Source organism: Streptomyces sp. NPDC002958 (genome assembly GCF_055563255.1).
The window spans coordinates 109,286-130,334 of sequence record NZ_JBVHDS010000003.1 but is presented as its reverse complement, the minus strand read 5'-3'; the positions used below and the strand labels follow the sequence as shown (position 1 = coordinate 130,334).

Annotated in this window: 17 protein-coding genes and 1 other RNA gene; 5 read left to right on the top strand and 13 right to left on the bottom strand. The window is 71.0% G+C overall.

Annotated elements, in window-relative coordinates; translation table 11 throughout:
• Positions 1 to 391: 391 nt before the first annotated feature.
• Positions 392 to 793, bottom strand: an RNA gene (rnpB, locus tag ACZ3IC_RS06960) — RNase P RNA component class A.
• 53 nt (positions 794 to 846) lie between these two features.
• Positions 847 to 1,416: a Uma2 family endonuclease gene (locus ACZ3IC_RS06955; protein WP_467414016.1), complete on the bottom strand. Its 570-nt coding sequence runs from the start codon at positions 1,414 to 1,416 to the stop codon at positions 847 to 849.
• 179 nt (positions 1,417 to 1,595) lie between these two features.
• On the opposite strand from ACZ3IC_RS06955, the gene ACZ3IC_RS06950 reads away from it, so the two are divergent.
• Both ACZ3IC_RS06950 and ACZ3IC_RS06945 read left to right on the top strand, forming a co-directional pair.
• Positions 1,596 to 2,339 carry a MerR family transcriptional regulator gene (locus tag ACZ3IC_RS06950; protein WP_467413384.1) on the top strand — a complete coding sequence of 248 codons (744 nt, stop codon included), beginning with the start codon at positions 1,596 to 1,598 and terminating at the stop codon, positions 2,337 to 2,339.
• Positions 2,336 to 3,199 (top strand): hypothetical protein, encoded by an 864-nt coding sequence (locus ACZ3IC_RS06945; RefSeq protein ID WP_467413382.1) that lies wholly within the window; start codon positions 2,336 to 2,338, stop codon positions 3,197 to 3,199. The genes ACZ3IC_RS06950 and ACZ3IC_RS06945 overlap by 4 nt, the downstream gene beginning before the upstream one ends.
• Here the strand turns inward: ACZ3IC_RS06945 and ACZ3IC_RS06940 are convergent.
• The gene (locus tag ACZ3IC_RS06940; protein ID WP_467413380.1) at positions 3,144 to 4,586 is read right to left on the bottom strand and encodes an RNB domain-containing ribonuclease; all 1,443 of its coding nucleotides are present in this window, start codon (positions 4,584 to 4,586) and stop codon (positions 3,144 to 3,146) included. The genes ACZ3IC_RS06945 and ACZ3IC_RS06940 overlap by 56 nt on opposite strands.
• Positions 4,587 to 4,775: 189 nt before the next feature.
• Here ACZ3IC_RS06940 and yaaA point away from each other — a divergent pair, with 189 nt between their 5' ends.
• Together yaaA and eda are read left to right on the top strand one after the other, a co-directional pair.
• Positions 4,776 to 5,576, top strand: coding sequence for a peroxide stress protein YaaA (gene yaaA, locus ACZ3IC_RS06935; protein WP_467413378.1), 801 nt, complete (start codon positions 4,776 to 4,778; stop codon positions 5,574 to 5,576).
• 75 nt (positions 5,577 to 5,651) lie between these two features.
• Complete coding sequence (gene eda / locus ACZ3IC_RS06930) at positions 5,652 to 6,272, top strand: bifunctional 4-hydroxy-2-oxoglutarate aldolase/2-dehydro-3-deoxy-phosphogluconate aldolase (RefSeq protein WP_467413376.1); 621 nt, start codon at positions 5,652 to 5,654, stop codon at positions 6,270 to 6,272.
• A 216-nt stretch (positions 6,273 to 6,488) separates the two neighbouring features.
• On the opposite strand, the gene ACZ3IC_RS06925 is transcribed toward eda, so the two are convergent.
• From ACZ3IC_RS06925 to ACZ3IC_RS06910, 4 genes are all read right to left on the bottom strand, one after another.
• On the bottom strand, positions 6,489 to 7,790 hold the full coding sequence (locus ACZ3IC_RS06925; RefSeq protein ID WP_467413373.1) for a bifunctional RNase H/acid phosphatase: 1,302 nt from the start codon (positions 7,788 to 7,790) through the stop codon (positions 6,489 to 6,491).
• Positions 7,790 to 8,533 (bottom strand): zinc ribbon domain-containing protein, encoded by a 744-nt coding sequence (locus tag ACZ3IC_RS06920; protein WP_467414014.1) that lies wholly within the window; start codon positions 8,531 to 8,533, stop codon positions 7,790 to 7,792. The genes ACZ3IC_RS06925 and ACZ3IC_RS06920 overlap by 1 nt, the downstream gene beginning before the upstream one ends.
• Positions 8,530 to 9,372 carry a Nif3-like dinuclear metal center hexameric protein gene (locus ACZ3IC_RS06915; protein ID WP_467413372.1) on the bottom strand — a complete coding sequence of 281 codons (843 nt, stop codon included), beginning with the start codon at positions 9,370 to 9,372 and terminating at the stop codon, positions 8,530 to 8,532. The genes ACZ3IC_RS06920 and ACZ3IC_RS06915 overlap by 4 nt, the downstream gene beginning before the upstream one ends.
• Before the next feature lie 187 nt (positions 9,373 to 9,559).
• On the bottom strand, positions 9,560 to 10,603 hold the full coding sequence (locus ACZ3IC_RS06910) for an ABC transporter substrate-binding protein (RefSeq protein WP_467413371.1): 1,044 nt from the start codon (positions 10,601 to 10,603) through the stop codon (positions 9,560 to 9,562).
• Between the two features lie 197 nt (positions 10,604 to 10,800).
• Here ACZ3IC_RS06910 and ACZ3IC_RS06905 point away from each other — a divergent pair, with 197 nt between their 5' ends.
• Positions 10,801 to 12,075 (top strand): hypothetical protein, encoded by a 1,275-nt coding sequence (locus tag ACZ3IC_RS06905; protein WP_467413368.1) that lies wholly within the window; start codon positions 10,801 to 10,803, stop codon positions 12,073 to 12,075.
• A 372-nt stretch (positions 12,076 to 12,447) separates the two neighbouring features.
• Here ACZ3IC_RS06905 and ACZ3IC_RS06900 read toward each other — a convergent pair whose 3' ends face one another.
• The 6 genes from ACZ3IC_RS06900 to ACZ3IC_RS06875 all read right to left on the bottom strand — a co-directional run bounded on the left by ACZ3IC_RS06900 (position 12,448) and on the right by ACZ3IC_RS06875 (position 20,962).
• Positions 12,448 to 13,389: a 3-oxoacyl-ACP reductase gene (locus ACZ3IC_RS06900; protein WP_467413367.1), complete on the bottom strand. Its 942-nt coding sequence runs from the start codon at positions 13,387 to 13,389 to the stop codon at positions 12,448 to 12,450.
• 396 nt (positions 13,390 to 13,785) lie between these two features.
• Positions 13,786 to 14,862: a Zn-dependent alcohol dehydrogenase gene (locus tag ACZ3IC_RS06895; RefSeq protein WP_467413365.1), complete on the bottom strand. Its 1,077-nt coding sequence runs from the start codon at positions 14,860 to 14,862 to the stop codon at positions 13,786 to 13,788.
• A 43-nt stretch (positions 14,863 to 14,905) separates the two neighbouring features.
• Positions 14,906 to 15,778, bottom strand: a complete 873-nt coding sequence (locus tag ACZ3IC_RS06890; RefSeq protein WP_467413364.1) for a MaoC/PaaZ C-terminal domain-containing protein — start codon at positions 15,776 to 15,778, stop codon at positions 14,906 to 14,908.
• A gap of 292 nt (positions 15,779 to 16,070) precedes the next feature.
• Positions 16,071 to 17,513, bottom strand: coding sequence for an MFS transporter (locus ACZ3IC_RS06885; RefSeq protein WP_467413363.1), 1,443 nt, complete (start codon positions 17,511 to 17,513; stop codon positions 16,071 to 16,073).
• A gap of 59 nt (positions 17,514 to 17,572) precedes the next feature.
• Complete coding sequence (locus ACZ3IC_RS06880) at positions 17,573 to 18,769, bottom strand: lipid-transfer protein (RefSeq protein WP_467413361.1); 1,197 nt, start codon at positions 18,767 to 18,769, stop codon at positions 17,573 to 17,575.
• Positions 18,770 to 18,781: 12 nt separating this feature from the next.
• The gene (locus ACZ3IC_RS06875) at positions 18,782 to 20,962 is read right to left on the bottom strand and encodes an acyl-CoA dehydrogenase (RefSeq protein WP_467413360.1); all 2,181 of its coding nucleotides are present in this window, start codon (positions 20,960 to 20,962) and stop codon (positions 18,782 to 18,784) included.
• Positions 20,963 to 21,049 lie beyond the last annotated feature (87 nt).

The window sequence follows — 21,049 nt, the reverse complement described above, 5'->3', positions numbered from 1 at the left end:
TGGAGCGAGGCTCCCACGCCTGTCGCATCGATCGCTGCGGACGCGAATGCCCTCCGGGTTCCGGCCGAACTCGACGACGACACGGTCACCGTGATCAACTGCCCGGCGCAGGATCTCCCGCTCCAACTGCCGTTCTTTCGCGCAGCCGGGCCAACTTCTCCTCCGGGCCATGCGACGCGCCCAGAGGCCGGCACCGAACCGGTCACTGGACCAATGCCGCCCCTGAGGTGCCGGACTCACCGGTGTTTTAAGGCTGGTCATCGCGGTGCGAGGGTGCGCCGGTCCGTGCAACGACCTGCGCGCGCAATCCAGCTCGATTCCACCGGGATTCGACCGGGGCGGTGCACGTCAGGGCGGTACACCCCTCTGACCCGAGCTGGAGGCGTAGTGGCAGACGAGTCGGGCTGTACGCCGGGTTCTGTCGCCCGGTCGCCTCGCGGCGGCCGGGGAGACGGCCATCCATCTAGGACCGGCATTGCTGCCGGCCTCGTGCGGTCTACCCGCGAACTCGGGCGGGCAGCCCTCGAACATTCGCGCAGGGCTGTCTTGCGACGGCCCCTCTTGACCTTGCTCCGGGTGGGGTTTACCTAGCCGCCTGAGTCACCTCAGGCGCTGGTGGTCTCTTACACCACCGTTTCACCCTTACCGAGGACCGAAGTCCCCGGCGGTTTGTTTTCTGTGGCACTGTCCCGCGGGTCACCCCGGGTGGCCGTTAGCCATCACCCTGCCCTGTGGAGCCCGGACGTTCCTCGGGGAGATCCGAGGATCCCCACGCGGCCGTCCGCCCGGCTCGTCTGCCGTGCCGACCATGCTACCCGCCTGGCCGGGGGCGCTGGACGGGGTGGCTCAGATGAACGCCTCGGTCTCCAGGTCGAAGGCGAACGGAGCGGGAAGGGGAAGCGGCTTACCGAACGGGATCGTGCAGTGCTGACGGTAGTCGTCCCCTTCGGGGTCGCTGAACAGCGTCACCGAGGACTCCTCACGGTCGACCAGGAGGTAGAGCGGGATGGGTCCTCGGGCGTAGCAGTGACGCTTGTCCGTGCGGTCGGCCCGGGGCTTGGTCGAGGTGACCTCGACGACGAGGGCCACCCCCTCACACGGCATCCAGGGGTCCGCTCCCCGGTACAGACGCAGCTCGGTGGGGGCGAAGGTGCCGTCGGGGATGACGTGGTTCTTGGGACAGCTGCCGCCGCTGTTCAGTTTCAGTCCCTTGTTCCCGGAAAAGTCCATGTCGGTCCGGGCGAGCCTGATCACCTGCTTCAGAATCAGGCTGATGTAGTGCTCGTGGTCCCCGTCCGGCGGCGGCGTCACGACAATCTCCCCCTCGATCAGCTCGGCCCGGAAGCCCTCCGGCGTATCCAGCGCCAGGAAGCCCTCCAGCAGGACGTCCGCCTGCGTGAGCGGTTCGTGCGGCATGGCAGTCATGTCACGCCCCTTCCTCGGTCGCTCGCCAGATTGGGACATCAGTGGATCAGCCGTCCATGAGATGGGAGTACTTCCTTCGATCGTGGCACAGGATGGCGCGAAGTTGTCAGATGCGGACGGGTGCGATGAGCGCTTGACCCTGCCGTTGCGTCAACGTTTCTACTGGGCCCATGCGCATCGGAGAGATAGCCGGCCTCGTCGGGGTCACCTCGCGGACGATCCGGCACTACCACCACATCGGGCTGCTTCCGGAGCCCGGCCGACGGGCCAACGGCTATCGCGCCTACAGCGTGCGCGACGCCGTGGTGCTGGCCCGGATCCGGCGGCTCACCGAGCTCGGTCTCGGTCTGGACGAGGTACGGGATGTCCTCGTCGACGACGCCGGGCGCGAACTCGTCGAGGTACTGGTCGAGCTGGATGCCGATCTGGCCCGGCAGGAGAACGAGATCCGGGAGCGGCGGCGTCGGCTGGCCCGGTTGCTGGACCGCCCGGTGAGCGCCGAGGAGCCCGTATCGCCCGCGCTGGCCGAACTGCTGGGCACGGCTCCGGCCACCGGCTCCCCGATGGCCGACAAGGACCGCGAGCACCTGGTGCTGCTGGACACGGCGGGCGGCGGCAGTGAGCTCTACGCCGCGTTGCGGCCGCTGGCCGAGGACCCGGCCGTGCATGCGCTGTACGAGCGGCTGGACGCACTGGCCGCGGCGCCCGTGGACGATCCGCGGATCGCTCCGCTCGCCGTCGATCTGGCCGCCGCCGTGCCGGACGAGGTGCTGGCGGCGATCCCCTCCGGCGGGCCGGTCATGACGGGGTTCGGTCAGGCCCTGCTCGACGACTACGCGCCCGCGCAGGCCGAGGTGGTGCGCCGGGTGATGACGGCCCTGACTGTACGCATGGTGGGGAGGAGAACAGGATGAGCGTGCGGATGGCGCGGTATGCCGTGGGGGCTGTGCCGGCTGTCGAGTTGGTTCTGGGCGGCTGCCTGTTGGCGGGGGTCCGGATACCGGGTGCGGTTCTGCTCGGTGCCGAGGCCCTGGTGGTCGCCGCGCTCGGGTTCGAGGGCGTGGTGCTGTGGCGGCTCTGGCTCGTGGGCCGACGCGCGGGTGCCGGGCGGCGGGAGGCGATGGGTGCGGCGCTCCGTACCGTCCTGCCCGAGAAGGTGCGCCGTCTCGTCGCCCACGAGGTGCGCGCCTTGCACAGTCTCGGGCTGTGGGTGCTGCGGAGGCGTCACGGCGTGCCGGAGGGCGCCCTTGCCGTCCCGTACTCCGGGCCGCAGACCGCCATGATGTACGGCCTGGTCTTCGTCTCTGTGGTCGAGACGGTGATGCTGGCGCTGCTGATCCCGTGGCCGGTCGTGCACAGGGTTCTGCTCGTGCTCGATGTGTATGGGGTGGTCCTGGTCCTCGCCCTCCATGCCGCGTGTGTGACCCGGCCGCATGTGGTAGAAGCCGACGGGGCGCTGCGGATTCGCTACGGCGGGCTGTTCGACCTGCGGGTTCCCGCCGGGGCGGTCGCCGGTGCGCGGGTGGAGCGGCGTTTTCCCCAGGGCGGGCCGGTGCGGCCGGGAGCGGACGGGGTGCTCGACCTGGTCGTGGGCGGTCAGACGACGGTGACCGTGGAACTGGTCGGTCCGGTGGCGTTCGTGCGGCCGCTCGGGAAGCGCGGGTGGGCGCGGACGGTGCGGTTCCATGCGGATGATCCGGGTGCCGCCGTCGCCGCGCTCACGCGGGGGCGAAGAGGACCTTCGCCGAGCCAGGATCCGCCTGCGCGAGCCTGACCCGCAGCCGCTCCCCCAACGGGAGCCCCGTCGTGCCGCCCTCGACCCGGGCGACGACGGCCGGGTCGTCGATGTGGACGGTGCCGGTGGTGGGCTCCTGTTCCTTCACGTCGACCACGTAGGCGTCGAAGACCTCACCGATCCGGTCCTTGAGCAGCGCGGCCTCGACCACGTCGACGCACTCGCGCTCCACCGTGTTGACGCGTCTGGTTCCGTCCGCCATCTCCTTCGGCAGACCGGGCAGTGCGGAGAGGACCCACTCGGGCGGGTCCTGTTCCGCGACGGCGGCGAGGCACAGCTCGGCCGCGTACCGGTCGACGAGGCGGCGCAGAGGGGCGGTGCAGTGCGTGTAGAGGTCGGCGACGGCGGCGTGGACGGCGGGGGTGGGGAGTTCACCGTGGTCGAAGACGGTGTAGCCGGCGCCGCGCAGCAGGGTGGTGCACTCCTGGAGGAACGCGGCGTGGTTGGTCTTCCTCGGGTCGAGGGAGCGGACGACCTGGGCGTACGGGACATGGTGCGGCCAGTCGATGTGCAGCGCCTCGGCCGAGCGCCGGAGCCGGGCCACGGCGCCGTCCGGGGCGACCGGCAGGGTCCGCAGGATGCCGGTGCCGGTCTCCGTCATGAGGCGGGCGGCGGCCATGCCGGTCAGGAGGGAGATCTGGGCGTTCCAGCCGTCGGCGGGCAGCGGGGCGCGGTAGTCCAGGCCGTATGTGCCGTCGCGCTCGACGATCTCCTGCTCGGGCACATTGAGGGAGATCCCGCCGCGGGCGACCTCCTGCTCCTCGCGGAGCCGTCCGATGTCCCGGAGCAGGGCCAGGGGCTCTTCGGCAGCGCCTGTGTCGATCTGCCGCTGGACGCCCGCGTAGTCGAGTTTGGCGCGGCTGCGGACGAGGGCCCGGCGTACCGAGGTGGCGACCGCGCTGCCGTCGGCGTCCAGGTCGATCTGCCAGAGCAGGGCGGGGCGCGTCTGTCCGGGAAGGAGGCTGGCGGCGCCTTCGGAGAGCAGGGTGGGGTGGAGCGGCACCTTGCCGTCGGGGAAGTAGAGGGTCGTCACCCGGCGGTGCGCCTCGGTGTCGAGTGCGCCGCCGGGTCGTACGAAGGCGGCGACATCGGCGATGGCGTAGTGCACGCGGAAGCCGTGGCGGCGGCGTTCGAGGTGCATGGCCTGGTCGAGGTCGGTCGATGTGGGCGGGTCGATGGTGAAGAACGGCAAATCCGTGGCGTCCTGGTGGGCCGAGACCGCCGGGGCCCTCGCCGCCTGCTCCGCGTCGGCGAGGACGTCGGGCGGGAAGCCGTGGGGCAGTTCGAGCTCGGTGCGCAGCTTGTGCAGGGCCACCCTCAACGGGGTGTCGGCCGGCCCGGTCATATGGAGATGGCGGCGGGGCATGGACCGAGCGTATGGCGGGGAGGGCCGGGCGGCATCCCGGGTGACTGGCCGGGGCCGGTTCGGCGGATCAGGGGCGGTGCCGACCTCGATCCGCCGGGCAGGCCCGGGTCCGGCACCGACGCCCCCGTACGCTGGTGCGCGGGCCTCCTCAGCCCGTCTACCTGTGCGTACGTACGAAGGAGAACCGCCGTGCTCGTGCTGTTGCCGCCCTCCGAAGGAAAGGCCGCGTCGGGGCGCGGAGCACCCCTGAAGCCGGAGTCGCTGTCGCTGCCGGGCCTGGCTGCGGCGCGGGCCGCGGTCCTCGACGAGCTGGTCGAGCTGTGCGCGGCGGACGAGGAGAAGGCCCGCGAGGTGCTCGGGCTGAGCGAGGGGCTGCGCGGCGAGATCGCGAAGAACGTCGAGCTGCGGACGGCGGGTACGCGTCCGGCCGGGGAGATTTACACGGGGGTGCTGTACGACGCCCTGGATCTGGCGTCCCTGGACACGGCGGCCAGGCGGCGGGCCGGGAGGTCGTTGCTGGTCTTCTCCGGGCTGTGGGGCGCCGTGCGGGTGGGCGACCGGATTCCTTCGTACCGCTGCTCGATGGGTGTGAAGCTGCCGGGGCTGGGCGCGCTCGGGGCGTACTGGCGTGACCCGATGGCGGAGGTCATGCCGGAGGCGGCCGGGGACGGGCTGGTCCTGGACCTGCGGTCCTCCGCGTACACCGCGGCCTGGAAGCCGAAGGGTGAGGTGGCCGAGCGCACGGCGAGCGTGCGGGTGCTGCACTCCCAGATGGTGGACGGGGTCGAGAAGCGGTCCGTGGTCAGCCACTTCAACAAGGCGACGAAGGGGCGGATGGTCCGTGATCTGCTGCTGGCGGGCGCACGACCGAAGGGGCCCGCGGAGCTGGTGGAGATATTGCGGGAGCTCGGGTACGCGGTGGAGGCCGAGGCCCCCGCACGAGCCGGGCGGGCGTGGTCGCTCGATGTCGTGGTGACCGAGATCCACTGAACCGGGAAAGCCTTCGCGTTGCAACATGCGCAACGCTCGTTGCGTACTCTGCGGTGGTCGCGGCAAGATGAGCGCATGACCTCCTCTGTACTGGACCTTGCCCCCGTCGTCCCCGTTGTCGTCCTGGAGGACGCCGCCGACGCGGTGCCGCTCGCCCGGGCCCTGGTCGCGGGCGGGCTCCCGGCCATCGAGGTGACGCTGCGCACCGCCGCGGCACTGGATGCGATCAAGGCCATCGCGGCCGAGGTGCCGGACGCGGTGGTGGGGGCCGGCACGGTGATCTCCGTACGGAACGTCTCCGACACCGTCGCCGCGGGGGCCCGGTTCCTGGTCAGCCCCGGCTGGACGGACACGCTGCTGGACGCGATGAAGGAAACGGGGGTGCCGTTCCTGCCGGGCGTCTCGTCGACGTCCGAGGTGGTCGCGCTGCTGGAGCGCGGGGTCACCGAGATGAAGTTCTTCCCGGCCGAGGCGGCGGGCGGCACGGCGTACCTGAAGGCGCTTTCCTCGCCGCTGCCGCAGGCCCGGTTCTGCCCCACGGGCGGCATCTCGCTCGCCTCCGCGCCGTCCTATCTGACTCTGCCCAACGTAGGCTGCGTGGGCGGCAGTTGGATGATCCCGGCGGACGCGGTGGCGGCGAAGGACTGGGCGCGGGTGGAGCGGCTGGCGAGCGAGGCGGCGGCGCTGCGCGGCTGACGGGCGCCGGGGGTCGGGGGCCGGTTCCGGGAGGCGGAGGTCGGGCGCCGGGGGTCGGGGGCCGATTCCGGGGGCCGGGAATCTGAAGCCAGTTCCGGGTGTCAGGCGCCGTTTCCGGGTGTCAGGCTCCGGCGGTCGGACGCCAGTTCCGGGCGTCAGGTTCCGGCGGTCGGACGCCGGTTCGGGGGTCAGGCAGGGTTCGGGGGCCGCTGCCCCCTACCTCAGATGCGACGTGTCATTCAGCAGCCTCAGTGACACATTCCCGTCCGAGTAGTACGCCACCGCGGACACCGAGGCCGCCGAGAGCTCCATACGGAACAGGGCTTCCGGCGGGGCGCCCAGCGCCAGCCGGACCAGGGTCTTGATCGGCGTCACATGGGTGACCAGGAGGACCGTGCGGCCCGCGTAGCGGGCGGTGAGGCGGTCCCGGGCAGCCGCGACGCGTCGGGTGACCTCGGCGAAACTCTCGCCGCCCCCGGTGGGGGCGGCCTTCGTGGAGGCGAGCCAGGCGTCCAGGTCGGGGCCGTAACGCTCACGCACCTCGGCGAACGTCAGCCCCTCCCAGGCGCCGAAGTCCGTCTCGCGCAGGCCGTCCTCGATCCGGACCTCCAGGCCGAGCCGGGCCGCCACCGCGGCCGCCGTCTCGCGGCAGCGGCGCAGCGGGGAGCTGACGATCTCCTCGATCGTGCCGCGGGCGGCCAGCGACTGGGCGATGCGTTCGGCCTGGTGGCGGCCGGTCGCCGAGAGTTCGGGGTCGCTGCCGCCGCTGCCCGAGAACCGCTTCTCGGGGGTGAGGGCCGTCTCGCCGTGCCGGAGCAGCACGAAGGTGGCGGGCGCGCCGAGATCGGGCGCCGCGGCCCAGCCCACCTGGGGCGCGGCCGAAGATGCCGGAGCCGTGGCCGTGGCTGCGGCCGATGCCGCGCCCGTTCCGGTCCCCGGCCGGGAGGCCAGGGCGGCGCGGGCCCTGGCCGCGCCCGCTGCCGCGTCTCCGGGCGGGCCCGAGACCGGCGGCAGGTCAGCAGTCGTCGAGGGTCGGGGAATGTCGAGGCCGGCCGTCGACGACGACGGCTCCCACTGCTTGCCACGCCTGCCCGCGTCCATCGCCTCGTTTGCGAGCCGGTCCGCGTGCTTGTTCTTCTCGCGCGGGATCCACTCGTACGTGACGGCGGAGGCCGGCAGGATCCTGGCGGCCTCCGCCGCGAGCGGCTTCATGTCGGGGTGTTTGATCTTCCACCGGCCCGACATCTGTTCCACGACCAACTTGGAGTCCATCCGGACCCGTACCTGGAGCGCACCGCCCGCCGAGGCGTCCGGCACCAGCGCCTTCGCCGCCTTCAGTCCCGCGATGAGGCCCTTGTACTCGGCGACGTTGTTCGTCGCGACGCCGATGTACTCGGCGGCCTCGGCAAGGGTCTCCCCCGTCACCGGGTCGATGACGACCGCGCCGTAACCGGCGGGCCCGGGGTTGCCCCGGGAGCCGCCGTCGGCCTCGATGACGAACTGGCGCGGCTGGGTCATTACAGGCCCGACTCCGACGTACGGACCAGGATGCGGCGGCAGTTCTCGCAGCGCAGGACGGTGTCCGGGGAGGCCGCCTTCACATCGTTGACCTCGGTGATGTTCAGTTCGAGACGGCAGCCCTCGCAGCGGCGCTGGTAGAGGCGGGCGGCGCCGACCCCGCCCTGCTGGACGCGGAGCTTGTCGTACAGCTTCAGCAGGTCCGCGGGGACGGAACCGGCGACGAGCTCGCGCTCCTTGGTGACGGTCGCAACCTCCTCGTCGAGCTCCTTGGTCGAGGCGTCACGGCGGGCGGTCGCGTCGTCCACCTTGGCCTGGACTGCGGAGACCCGGTCGGACAGCTCGGTGACGCGCTCCTGGGCGGACTCGCGGCGCTCCATCACTTCGAGGACGACCTCCTCCAGGTCGCCCTGACGCTTGGCCAGCGAGGTGATCTCGCGCTGGAGGCTCTCCAGGTCCTTGGGGGAGGTGATCGCACCGGAGTCGAGGCGATGCTGGTCGCGGGCGGCGCGCTGGCGCACCTGGTCCACGTCCTGCTCCGCCTTGGTCTGCTCGCGGGCGGTGTCACTCTCCTCGGTCTGCGAGGCGACCAGCAGGTCACGCAGTTGCGCGAGGTCGCTGGTGAGCGACTCGATCTCGGTGTGCTCGGGCAGCGACTTGCGCCGGTGGGCAAGCTGCGACAGGCGTACGTCGAGGGCCTGGACGTCGAGGAGTCGGATCTGGTCGGCGGGCGCGGCGTTCAGTTGGGGGCTCCAGAAGAGTGGTGGGTGGTGGTGGTCCAGGGGTCGGTGACCTGCTTCGAGACATGGACCCGCAGGCCCCATCCGTGGCGGTCGGAAATCGCGTCGAGCTGCGCTGCGGCCTGTTCGCACCAGGGCCATTCGGTGGCCCAGTGTGCGGCGTCGATCAGGCCGAGCGGGGTGTGCTGAATGGCTTCGGAGGCCGGGTGGTGGCGCAGGTCGGCGGTGAGGAAGGCGTCGACACCTGCGGCGCGCACCGCGTCGAAGAGGCTGTCGCCGGAACCGCCGCTGACCGCGACCGTGCGTACCGTCGCCGCCGGGTCGCCCGCGAGCCGGATGCCCTGCGCGGTGGCGGGCAGTCGGGCCGCGGCGCGGGCGGCGAAGTCGGCCAGGCTCTCGGGATGGTCGAGCACGCAGATCCTGCCGAGACCGCGACGGCCCTTGGGGTCGGCCGGATCCGGTACGAGGGGTCCCTCGACGCGCAGGTCGAGCGCACCGGCGAGGGCGTCCGAGACGCCCGGGTCCGCGGTGTCGGCGTTGGTGTGGGCGACGTGCAGCGCGATGTCGTGCTTGATGAGGGTGTGCACGACCCGGCCCTTGAAGGTGTCGGCCGCGACCGTCGTCGTACCCCGCAGATAGAGCGGGTGGTGGGTGACGATCAGCTGGGCGCCGAGCTTGAGGGCCTCGTCGACGATCTCCTGGACGGGGTCGACGGCGAAGAGCACACGGTCGATCTCGGCGTCGGGGTCTCCGCAGACGGTGCCGACCGCGTCCCAACCTTCGGCCCGCTCGGGCGGCCAGAGAGCGTCGAGCTCGGCGAGGACTTCAGACAGACGGGGCACAAGGAAAGGCTACCTGCCCTCCGTGCCCCGTCGCCCATGGCTTCGGCGACCCGTGAGAACGGGCCACAGCCTGCTGGGTCCTGTCGTCGGGCCGTCGTCGCCCGGAGGGCAGCCGCGCGGCGTCCGGAACGTGCGTGCCGGACGCCGCACGGCGGACGGCGGCCCGACGACAGGACTCAGGGAATCGTTACTTCACGAGGTCGGCGCGGAGGTCGTCGAGGACCAGGTTCGCGGCCGTGACACCGAGGCCGAGGTACCACGTCTCGTCGGAGACGTCCTTGGCCTGGCCGTTCTTGACGGCCTCGAGGTTCTTCCACAGCGGGTTGGACTGGGTGGTGTCGCGCTCGGTTTCCTTCACGTCGCCGTAGACGCCGGTGAAGATCCAGTCGGCGTCGGCCTCGTCGATCCTCTCCGGGCTGATCTCCACGGCAAGGTCGTTGATCTGCTGGTTCTCGGGCCGCGGCAGACCGACGTCCTCGAGGATGGTGCCGATGAAGGACGCCTTGCCGTAGAGGCGGATCCGGTCCGGCATGTAGCGGACCATGGAGATGGTCGGCTTGTCCGGGCCGATGTCCTCGCCGAGCTTCTTCGCCTTCGCCTCGTAGGCGTCGAGCTGGCTCTCGGCCTTGGCGGTCTTGTCCAGCGCCGCGGCGTTGAGGAGGTAGTTCTCCTTCCAGGTGAAGCCCGGACGGATGGAGAACACGGTCGGCGCGATCTTGGAGAGCGCGTCGTACTTGTCGGCGGCGCGCAGCTGGCTGCCGAGGATCAGGTCGGGCTTCAGGTTGGCGATCGCCTCCAGGTTGAGGTTGTTGATCGTGCCGACGCTCTTGGGGTTGCCCGCCTCCTTCTTGAGGTACGAGGGAATGGCCTCGTCCCCCTCGGAGGGGGTGTAGCCGACCGGCTTCACGCCCAGCGAGACGACGTTGTCGAGCTCGCCGACGTCCAGCACGACGACGCGCTTGGGGGCGGACTTGATCTCGGTCTTGCCCATGGCGTGAGTGACGGTCCGGGGGAACTCGCCGGCCTTGGCGTCCGTCCCGTACTCCGCCGTCTTCTTCGCGGCGTCGGCGAAGTCCTCGCCGCCCGTCGCGACGGCCGCCTTCTTGTCACCACCGCTCTCGGACTTGGCGGAATCGCCCGAGCCGCCATCTCCGCTTCCGCAGGCCGAGAGGGTGAGGGCGGCAGCCACTGCCAGGCCGACTGCGGCAATACCGCGGCGACGAAGGGACATCACTAGCTCCAGTTGAAGGTCACTCAGGCGTTACTTAGGAGTGCCTAACCTTATGCGACGCTTTCGCATCGAGCACAGGCACCCCCTTGCCCTCAGGCGAATCCGGGCATCGCCACCCTTATGTGTGAAGAGGCGGGTCTCGCATTGTTCGGCAGGAAGTGCGAAAACTAGCTTCGGTTGCCGGAGGTGACCAGTCCATGACTGCCTGTGCCATCGAGAACGAGGCCGCGGGGGCGGCCTCAGTCGCCGGGGGCGGCGAACCCGAGCAGACCGGTGCGCCGGATGAACCGGGTGCGCCCGCCGGGGCGGCCCTTGTCCCGCCCGCGTTCACGATCGCCGCGGACGGTTCGTACGCGGCCCGGCTCGCCCTCCGCGACGTCGCCGCAGAGCCGCCCGACGAGGCCGACCGGGCGTGGTTCGTGGAGCGCTGGACGCTCGACGGGCATGAGCCGTACGCCGTGCCGCTCCCCCTGGACCAGCCGGAGGAGCCGGACTCACAGGTGCTGCCGCTGGCCGACGGGCGGGTGCTGATCCGGCGCCGGGTCGCGGACCGGCATGCGTGCTCGCTGCTCTATCCGACCGGCCCCGGTACCGGTGAACTCCCGCTCGGCGCCGTCGAATCCGCGGATCTGACCCTGCTGCCGCCGTCACCGGACGGCGCGAGCGCGTACGCCCTGTCGGTCGGGGCGCACTCCACCACCGTCTGGCTGGTGGCGGGCGGCGCCTTCGGCCCCGAGCGGGTCGCGGAGGTTTTGGGGCGTTGCTCCGGCGGAGTCTGGCTGGACCGGGCGGGGCGGATACTGGCCCTGGACCGGGAGATGCCGGGCGGCGGCCCGGTCAAGGCGATCGCCGTGGACCTGGAGCGGGGCGGTGCGGTGACACCGCTGCTGCAGATCGCACCGGACAGCAACGACCGGCTGCTGCTCGCCGACGCGGACAGCGGGCTGCTGCTGATCCGCTCGGACGCGCCGGGGCGCGACCGGCTCGGGTGGGGGGTGCTGGGCAGCTGTCTGCCGGTACGTTTCCCGGAGTGTCTGCGCCCGGCGGATGTGGCGATGACACCGTTCGCCGTACAGCCGGGGCAGATGCTGATGCCGGAGAGCTGCGCGGTGGCCCTGCGGATCGACGGCGCGGCGGGCAGCTGGGTCGGGGTGTGGCGGCCGGCGGGGCGGCGGTTGCATCAACTCGCCGCCCCCGAGGGATGGCAGGCCGGTTGCGGGGTGTGGACCCGGGACGGCGTACTCAGACTTCCGTACGCCAACGAGAACGTGGCGTGCGGGGTGGCACTGCTGGAGGCACCGGCGGACGGGGAACGCGGCGCGGAACCGGGTCCGGGAACGGGCGCGGAAACGGGAGCGGAAGCGGGTCCGGAAAGCGGTATGCAACGGTCCGCTGCCGCTGCGCCTCTTCCGGCGTGTAAGCCGATTCCTCTGGGGCAGGCGCCTCTCATGGGGCGCATGGCGCCTGGCTAAAATCCTGGGTCTGGGCTACGCAGCCGTATGTTGCGGTCGCCGATGGTGACTGCGGCGTGTCGCGGTGGCGTGATCGGCCCTGGTGACACACACGTAAGCGATCACAACGGGGTGACTTCCCACATGTCTGAAGCCCGAACCGACACGACCCAGACGCGTCCGCCGGGGGCGGACACGAAACGGGCCGAAGCCGGCGGCTCCGGAAAGCACCGAGGCGGTGTGTCGATGGAGGACACGGCAGCACAGCCGCACGGCCGCCACCGCCGCCCCTCCGAAGGGGACAGCCGGGCGGCCTGACCGCGCGGAAAATCAACGAGGGACGGGTGGGCCCGGCAGCCGATCGGCTGCCGGGCCCACCCGTTTCCGTTGTGGTCAGCCCCGTTTCAGGCCGAGCACCTCCGCCGCGGCGAAGGTCTCGTTCGGCGGGCGGTTCTCGTAGTACGGGGAGATCAGCTCGTCCAGTTCGTCGAAGGAGAACGTCTCCTTCGACGAGTCGAACTTCGCCGCCACCCTGGGGCGTTCGACGATCGCGACCATTCCGCCGTGCACGACGAGCAGCTGTCCGTTGACCTTGGCGGCGGCCGGGGAGGCCAGATAGCCGACCAGCGGCGAGACATGCTCGGGTGCGAGCGCGTCGAGCCGGCCGTCCGCCGGTTCCTGGAAGCCCGCGAAGACGTCCTCGGTCATCCGGGTGCGGGCCCGCGGGCAGATGACGTTGGCGGTGACGCCGTACTTGGCCAGGGCCAGGGCCGTGGAGGTGGTGAGGCCGACGATGCCGCCCTTGGCCGCCGCGTAGTTCGGCTGGCCCGCCGAGCCGGCCAGGAACGCCTCCGATGAGGTGTTGATGATCCGGCCGTGGACCGGGCCGCCGGATTCCTTGGAACGGGTGCGCCAGTGCGACGCGGCGAAGTGCGTGGTGTTGAAGTGGCCCTTGAGGTGGACCCGGATGACGGAGTCCCACTCGTCCTCGGTCATCGAAAAGACCATCCGGTCGCGCAGGATGCCCGCGTTGTTGACCAGGATGTCGAGCTTTCCGTACGTGTCGACGGCCAGCTCCACCAGGGCGCGGGCCTGTTCGTGGTCGGAGACGTCGCCGAGGTGCGCGACCGCCCGGCCGCCCGCCGCCCGGATCTCCTCGGCGACCTCCTCGGCGGGGGTCGCGGAGGCCTCGCCGGAGCCGTCACGGCCCGGCTGCCCGTAGTCGTTGACGACGACGGACGCGCCGAGCCCCGCAAGTTCCAGCGCTTCGGCGCGTCCGAGGCCGCGGCCCGCGCCCGTGACGATGGCGGACATGCCGTCCAGGGGAAGTGACATCGGAATCTCGGAGCCTCTCAGGAGGGAGCAGTGGGGGTTCACAACTGCTGTTCCAGTACCTTGTTTTGGCGAACACGGGCACGATTGAGTGAACGGTGTTCCGGTCTGTGGTTGTGCCTGACTGGGTGTGCGTAACGTGTGCATCGCGATCTGGGACGCCGGGTGTGGTGTCAGCGGTCGGGGCCCCCGTATCACCGGAGTGATGGTTCGGGGCCTCCCCGTCGCCTTTGGCCACACCCACATGGCCAGGTCGTAGGGATTCCGCCCACCTGGGACGGACCGCATACGTGATATGCGTCGCCGACCAGGACGTGAAAGCGGAGGACCAGTGCGCCCAACACCGTTCGGGGCGTGCCGGTGAGACAGGACTCACTCCTGCTCACTGCCCAGGAACGGTCAGAGCTCGACGCAGGTCCGCAGCGACTCGCCGGTCCTCATCTGGTCGAGGGCGTCGTTGATGCCGTCGAGCCGCACCCGGTGGGTGATCATCGATTCGAGGTCGATCCGGCCGGCCCGCCAGAGCGCGATGGCCCGTTCGTACGACCGAAGGACATCGCCTCCCCCGTACATGGAGGGCAGGATCCGCTTCTCGTCGAAGAACAGTTCGAACATGTTGACCTGGAAGTGGTCGTCCATCGCGCCCGCGCCGACGACGCAGAGGGTGCCGCCGCGCCGGGTGTTCTCGTACGCGGTGCGGGCGGTGGCCGACTTGCCGACGACCTCGAAGACGTAGTCGAAGCCCTCGCCCGCGGTGATCCGTTGCTTGGCGTCGGCGAGTTCGTCCGGGGACACCGCCTCGGTCGCGCCGAACCGAAGCGCCGCCTCGCGTCGGGACGCGACCGGGTCCACGGCCACGATCTGGGCGGCGCCCTGCACCCTGGCGCCCTGGATCGTGGAGATGCCGACCCCGCCGCAGCCGATGACGGCGACCGATGAACCGGCCTCCACCTGTGCGGTGTTGATGGCCGCGCCCAGCCCGGTGGTCACCCCGCAGCCGATCAGCGCGGCGATCTCGAACGGCACGTCGTCGGGGATCGGCACCGCGCAGCCCGCGCCGACGACGACCTCCTCGGTGAAGGTTCCGGTGCCCGCGAAGCCGAAGACATCTCCACCGGGGCGCTTGAAGTTGGGGGTGCCCGCGTTCATGAAGCCGGCCAGGCAGAGCTGGGTCTGGCCACGTTTGCAGGACGGACACGCCCCGCACGCGGGCAGCCAGCAGACCAGCACCCGGTCCCCCGCGCTCAGCCCGGTGACGCCGTCGCCGACGTCGACGACCTCGCCCGCGCCCTCGTGGCCCGGGATGAAGGGGGCGGGCTGCGGCAGTACGCCGCTCATCGCGGAGACATCGGAGTGGCACAGTCCGGTGGCCCGGATGCGGAGCCTGACCTTGCCGGGGCCGAAGCCCACCGCTTCGACGTCGTCGAGGACTTCCAGTTTGTCCTGACCTATCTCGTGCAGTACGGCTGCGCGCATGGTGCGGCTCCCCTCATGGGCCTGTGGATCTCTTGGAGTCGGTTCAGGAGTGTTCGACGAAGGTGTCGCCGAGGACCGGGGCGTCGTCCCGCTCGACGGCTCTCACCTCGACCCGGACCTCGTTCTTTCCGGTCCACATCTGGATACGGAGGGTCTCGCCGGGGAAGACCACGCCGACGAAACGGGTGCGGTAGGAGCGGATGCGGGTCACATCGCCGCCGAGCACCGTGTCGGTGACGGCCTTGAGCGTCATGCCGTAGGTGCACAGCCCGTGCAGGATCGGCCGGTCGAAGCCGGCGAGCGCGGCGAACTCGGGGTCGGCGTGGAGCGGGTTCCAGTCCCCGGAGAGGCGGTACAGCAGCGCCTGGTCGGGACGGATCGGCCGCTCCACCACGTGGTCGGGGCCGATGGCGGGGTAGGCGACCCGTGCGGAAGGTCCGCGTTCGCCGCCGAAGCCGCCCTCGCCCCGGACGAAGATCTGGGCGTCGTTGGTCCACAACGGGCCCTCGTCGTCGGCGGCCTCGGTACGCAGCACCAGGACGGCCGCTTTGCCCTTGTCGTACACCGCGGCGACCTTCGAGGTCTGGACGGCGCTGCCCTTCACGGGGATCGGCCGGTGCACCCGTACGCTCTGCCCGCCGTGCAGGACGGCGGCGAGGTCGATGTCGATGCCGGGCGAGGAGAGTCCGCCGACGACGCCCATGCCCGCACCCGCGACGGTGGCGAAGGAGGGCAGCACCTGGAGCCGGGACTCCAGGGTGTAGCGCAGCTCTCCGGGGTCGACGGCCGGGTCGGCCCGGTCGGGATCGGCTCCCGCGCCGATCCCCAGGTGGTAGAGCTGGACGTCCTTGTGGTCCCAGCTGATCCGGGTGGACCGGGGTTCGGCGGCGACAGCCTTTTCGGCATCAATGGGCATAGGGAAGCTGCTCCTTGATGGTGGGAAGACCTCGGCGCGACCGTCCGCACCGTCGGCCGCACCGAGGTCGTGCGGGACCGGCCGCCACGCTCGTTCTAGAACGCGTTCTAGCCGATGACCCCATGTATAACGCAGCGCCCAGCAGTTGTGAAGGCTACTGCTGACGTAGTGTCAGATCTGGTTCCGGGGCGGGCCGATGGGCGGGCCGAGGGGCGGGCCGCCCAACCATGACGTATGTCATCGCGAAGTCCGTACACACACCTCTGCCGGGGCCGGGGGGACGCAGTCCGCCTCAGCCGCCGGCCGGGCCGGAAGTCTTCGGGTGGCGCGGCAGCCACAGCGCCATCAGCAGCAGTCCGCCCAGCAGCACCGTGCCGGCCGTGCGGAACGCCAGCGCGTACCCGGCCGTGAGCTCCTCCGGCCCGGTGCCACCCGCCGTGCGCGCCGCCGCGACCGTGGAGAGTACGGCGAGACCGAGCGCACCGCCCATCGTGCGCGAGGTGTTGACGAGGCCGGAGACGAGACCGGCGTCCCCGGGCGCCGCGCCCGAAGTGGCGAGGGAGGCGAGCGGGGTGGAGGCAAGCCCCGACCCGGCCATCATGAGGATGCCGGGCCCGCAGATCGAGGTGAAGTACGAGCCGTCGGCACTCATCGTGGACTGCCAGCCGAAGCCCGTGGCGGTGATCGCCAGGCCGAACAGGACGAGGTTCTTCGCACCGATGCGCGCCATGATCCGCGGTGCGAGCGTGGAACCGAGGACGACGGCCAACGAAGTGGGCAGCAGGGCGAGTCCGGCCTTCATCGGCGGGTAGCCCAGTACCGACTGCGCGTACACGGTCATGAAGTACCACATCGAGAACGTGGCGGAGCCCATCACAATCATCGCCACGTTGGCTCCGGCGACCGCCCGCGCACCCAGCACCCGCAGCGGCATCAGCGGCACCGGCGTCCTGGCCTCCACCAGGACGAACAGGGCCAGCAGCGCCACTCCGCCGAGCAGCGGCACCAGGGTCGCCGCCGCGGTCCAGCCCTGCTGCTCGGTCTGCACGATGCCGTACGAGAGGGCTGCCAGCCCCACCGTGACGAGCACGGCACCCAGCCAGTCGATCCGGTGGCGTACGGACGCCCGGCTCTCCGCCAGCCAGACCGTGGCCCCGACCAGGACGAGCACGCCGAACGGCACATTGATCAGCAGGACCCAGCGCCAGGAGAGGACATCGGTGAGCACCCCGCCGATCAGTCCCCCCGCCGCGCCACCGCCCGCACCGACCGCCATCCAGGTACCGATCGCCCTGGTCCTGGCCGGCCCCTCGGGCACGGCGGCGGTGAGCAGGGTGAGGGTCGCCGGAGACAGCACGGCTGCGCCGAGCCCCTGCGCGGCGCGGGCGACCAGCAACTGCCAGCCCTCCTGCGCGAATCCACCGACGAGCGAGGCGGCGGTGAACAGACCGAGCCCCACCAGGAACATCCGCTTGCGGCCGTATATGTCGGCGGCGCGCCCGCCGAGCAACATGAACCCGGCGAACGCGATCGCGTAGGCGTTGAGGACCCACTGCAGCTGGTCGGCGCTCAGTCCCAGGTCGGACCGCATGGACGGCAGCGCCACATTGACGACGGACACGTCGAGTATGACGAGGAACTGGCCGACGCAGGCGGCGAGCACCACCGCCCAGGCGGGGGGCTTTCGCCGGCTTCGCAGAGCCGTGGGCGTCGTGACGTCAACCATGGGTGTCATATTCGCAGGCACCCTTCACCCCGTATCATCCGGTATCGGGACCAGGCACGCGGCTCCGGCTACCGCCGCAGCAACGTCACCACCGCCGCCCCGCCGAGCCCGATGTTGTGGGCCAGGCCGATCCGTGCGTCCTTCACCTGCCTGCCCTGTGCCTCGCCCCTCAGCTGCCAGGTGAGTTCGGCGGCCTGGGCGATGCCGGTGGCGCCGAGGGGGTGGCCCTTGGAGATCAGCCCGCCGGACGGGTTGACCACCCACCGGCCGCCGTACGTGGTGGCCCCGGACTTGACGAGCTTCCCGGATTCGCCCTCGCCGCAGAGCCCGAGCGCCTCGTAGGTGAGGAGTTCGTTGATGGAGAAGCAGTCGTGCAGCTCGATGACGTCGAGGTCGGCGGCCGAGAGTCCCGAAGCCCCGTAGACCTGCTGGGCGGCGGCGCGCGACATCGGCTGTCCCACGGCGTCGATGCAGGTACCGGAGGCGAAGGAGTCGCCGGTGTCGGTGGTCATGGCCTGGGCGACGATCTCGACCGCCCGGTCGCCCAGGCCGTGGCTCTCGACGAAGCGCTCCGATGCGACGACGGCGGCGGCCGATCCGTCGGAGGTGGGCGAGCACTGGAGTTTGGTCAGCGGGCGGTGGATGGTCTTCGCGGCGAGTATTTCCTCGACCGTGTACGGATCCTGGAACTGGGCGTAGGGGTTGTTCACCGAGTGCCGGTGGTTCTTGGCGCCGACGGCGGCGAGCTGGGCCTCGGTCGTCCCGTACCGCTCCATGTGTTCGCGGGCCGCGTTGCCGAAGATCTGGGCGGTGGGCGGGCTCGCCCCGAAGCCGTGGGCGGCGGCCATGATCCCGTAGTGCCGGGCCACGGGTGATGTCCTGAAGTCCGCGGCACCGCCGTCCGCACCACCGCCGCCGAGCGCGCCGCGCGCCATCTTCTCGAAGCCGAGCGCGAGGACGCAGTCGCTGCCGCCGCCCTCGACGAACTGCCGGGCCATCATGAGCGCGGTGGAGCCGGTGGCACAGTTGTTGTTGACGTTGTAGACGGGCACTCCGGTCAGGCCGAGTTCGTAGACGGCGCGCTGACCGGCGGTGGAGGCCTGGAAGCAGTAGCCGACGACGGCCTGCTGGATCTGCTCGTACGCGACCGAGGCATCGGTGAGCGCCGCCGTCCCGGCTTCCTTCGCCATGTCCCAGTACTGCCAGTCGCGTGTCTCGGGCTTCTCGAACTTCGTCATTCCGACACCGACGATGTACGCCTTCATGAGCAAGTCCCTTCAATCGCGCGGGAGGCCGAGGATGCGCTCGGCGACGACATTGAGCTGAACCTGGGTGGTGCCGCCCGCGATGGTCAGACAGCGGGACATCAGGAAGCCGTGCACGGCCCGCTCCCCCGCCCCTTCGCCGACCGCGCCGACCGGGCCGAGGAGTTCGAGGGTTAGCTCGGCGACCTTCTGCTGGTGGCTGGTCTGGACGAGCTTGCGGACGGAGGCTCCCGCGCCGGGTTCGAGACCCGAGACCTGTTGCAGGGTGGTGCGCAGTCCGATGCAGGCGAGTGCGTGGGCCTCGGCGGCGAGTGCTCCGATACGGGCCCGGTACGTGCCGTCGAGTTCGCCGGAGCGGGCGATCAGCGCCTCCAGACCGGTGTCGAAAGTCATCTGGTCGGCCATGTGGACGCGTTCGTTGCCCAGGGTGTTGCGGGCGACCCGCCAGCCGTCGTTGATCTCGCCGACGACGGCGTCGGCGGGCAGCAGGACGTCGTCGAAGTACACCTCGTTGAAAAGGGCGTCGCCAGTGATCTCCTTCAGCGGGCGGATGTCGATGCCCTCGGTGTTCTTCATGTCGACGAGGAAGTAGCTGAGCCCCTGGTGCTTGGGGGCGTCCGGGTCGGTCCTGGCCAGCAGGATTCCGTGGTCGGCCCATTGGGCGGCGCTCGTCCAGACCTTCTGTCCGTTGATCCGCCAGCCCTCCGCCGTCCGTTCCGCCCTGGTCCGGAGCGAGGCGAGGTCGGAGCCGGCACCGGGTTCGGAGAACAGCTGGCACCAGAGGAGTTCGCCGCGCAGGGTGGGCAGCAGGTAGCGGTCCTGCTGCTGTGCCGTCCCATGGGCGATCAGCGAGGGGACCACCCAGGTGGCGATCCCGAGGTCGCTCAGCTTCACCCCCTGCTCCTTCAACTCCTGCTGTATGGCGAGTTGTTGGACGGGACCTGCGCCCAGCCCGTAGGGGGCGGGGAGATGCGGGGCGGCGTAGCCGGTCGGCGCGAGGGCGCGGCGGGCGGCCTTCGGGTCGAGGCCTCGGGCGGCGGCGACGGCCTCGCGCGCCTCGGCCCGGTGGACCGCGGCCTCGGCGGGGAGTTCGAGGGCGAGTTCGCGGCGCGCTCCGCCCTCGGCCAGCCGGACGGCCCGCAGCCGGTGGGCGTCACCGGCCCCCAGCAACTGCCGGGCCACCAGAGCCCGGCGCAGATACAGGTGGGCGTCGTGCTCCCAGGTGAAGCCGATGCCTCCGAGGATCTGGATGCAGTCCTTGGCGCAGTCGTACGCGGCGTCGAGGGCGTCCGACGCCGCGAGGGCGGCGACCATGGACCGTACGGCCGGGTTCTCCTCCTCGTCGGCGGCGCGGGCCGCGTCCCACACCAGGGCGCGGGCCCGCTCGACGCGTACGAGCATGTCGGCGCAGAGGTGCTTGATGGCCTGGAACCGTCCGATGGGGCGGCCGAACTGTTCGCGGACCTTGGCGTATTCGGCGGCGGTGTCCAGCGCCTTGGCCGCGGTTCCGCACGCTTCGGCGGCGAGGAGGACGGCGGCGAGGTCGCGGACGTGTGCGGTGTCGGTCCGTACGACACGCTCCACGGGGACAAGTACACCCTCGGCGCGGATCTCGGCCGTGGGCCGGGTCGGGTCGGCGCCGCGGTGCGGTCGGGCGGTCAGCCCTTCGGTGGCGGCGTCGACGGCGAACCAGAGGGTGCCGGTGGCGGATTCGGCGGGGAGCAGGAGGAGGTCGGCATCGGCGCCGGAGAGGACGGGCGGGGCCGTACCGTCGAGCAGATGGCCGTCCTCGTGCTCCACGGCGGTGAGGGTGCCGGGGCCGAGGGCGACGGCGCCGATGCGCGTACCGGTCGCGAAGTCACCCACCGGCCCGCCCGCGCCCGACGCGCACAGTACGGCGGAGGCGAGGGCACTGGCGAGGTACGGGCCGGGGAGCGTGGCCCGGCCCGCTTCTTCCAGGACCACGGCCAGATCGAGGAGTCGGCCGCCTGCGCCTCCGTATTCCTCGGGCAGATGGATGGAGAGGAGGCCCTGTTCGGCGAGCCCGTCCCAGTACCCGGGGCGCTTGCCGGGAGTGCCGGGGGCGTCCGCGTCGAGGAGCTTGCGTATCTCCTCCGGCGGTACGGCGCGGGCCAGCCACCCCCGTACCGCCTGTGCCAGCTCCCTCTGTTCTTCGGTGATTCCGATGCCCATGCGGATCCTCGCCGGTCGCAGCCACTGGAACGGCCCAAGAGTAGAACACGTTCCATTCTGACGGAAGGTCAGATTACGACAGGATCT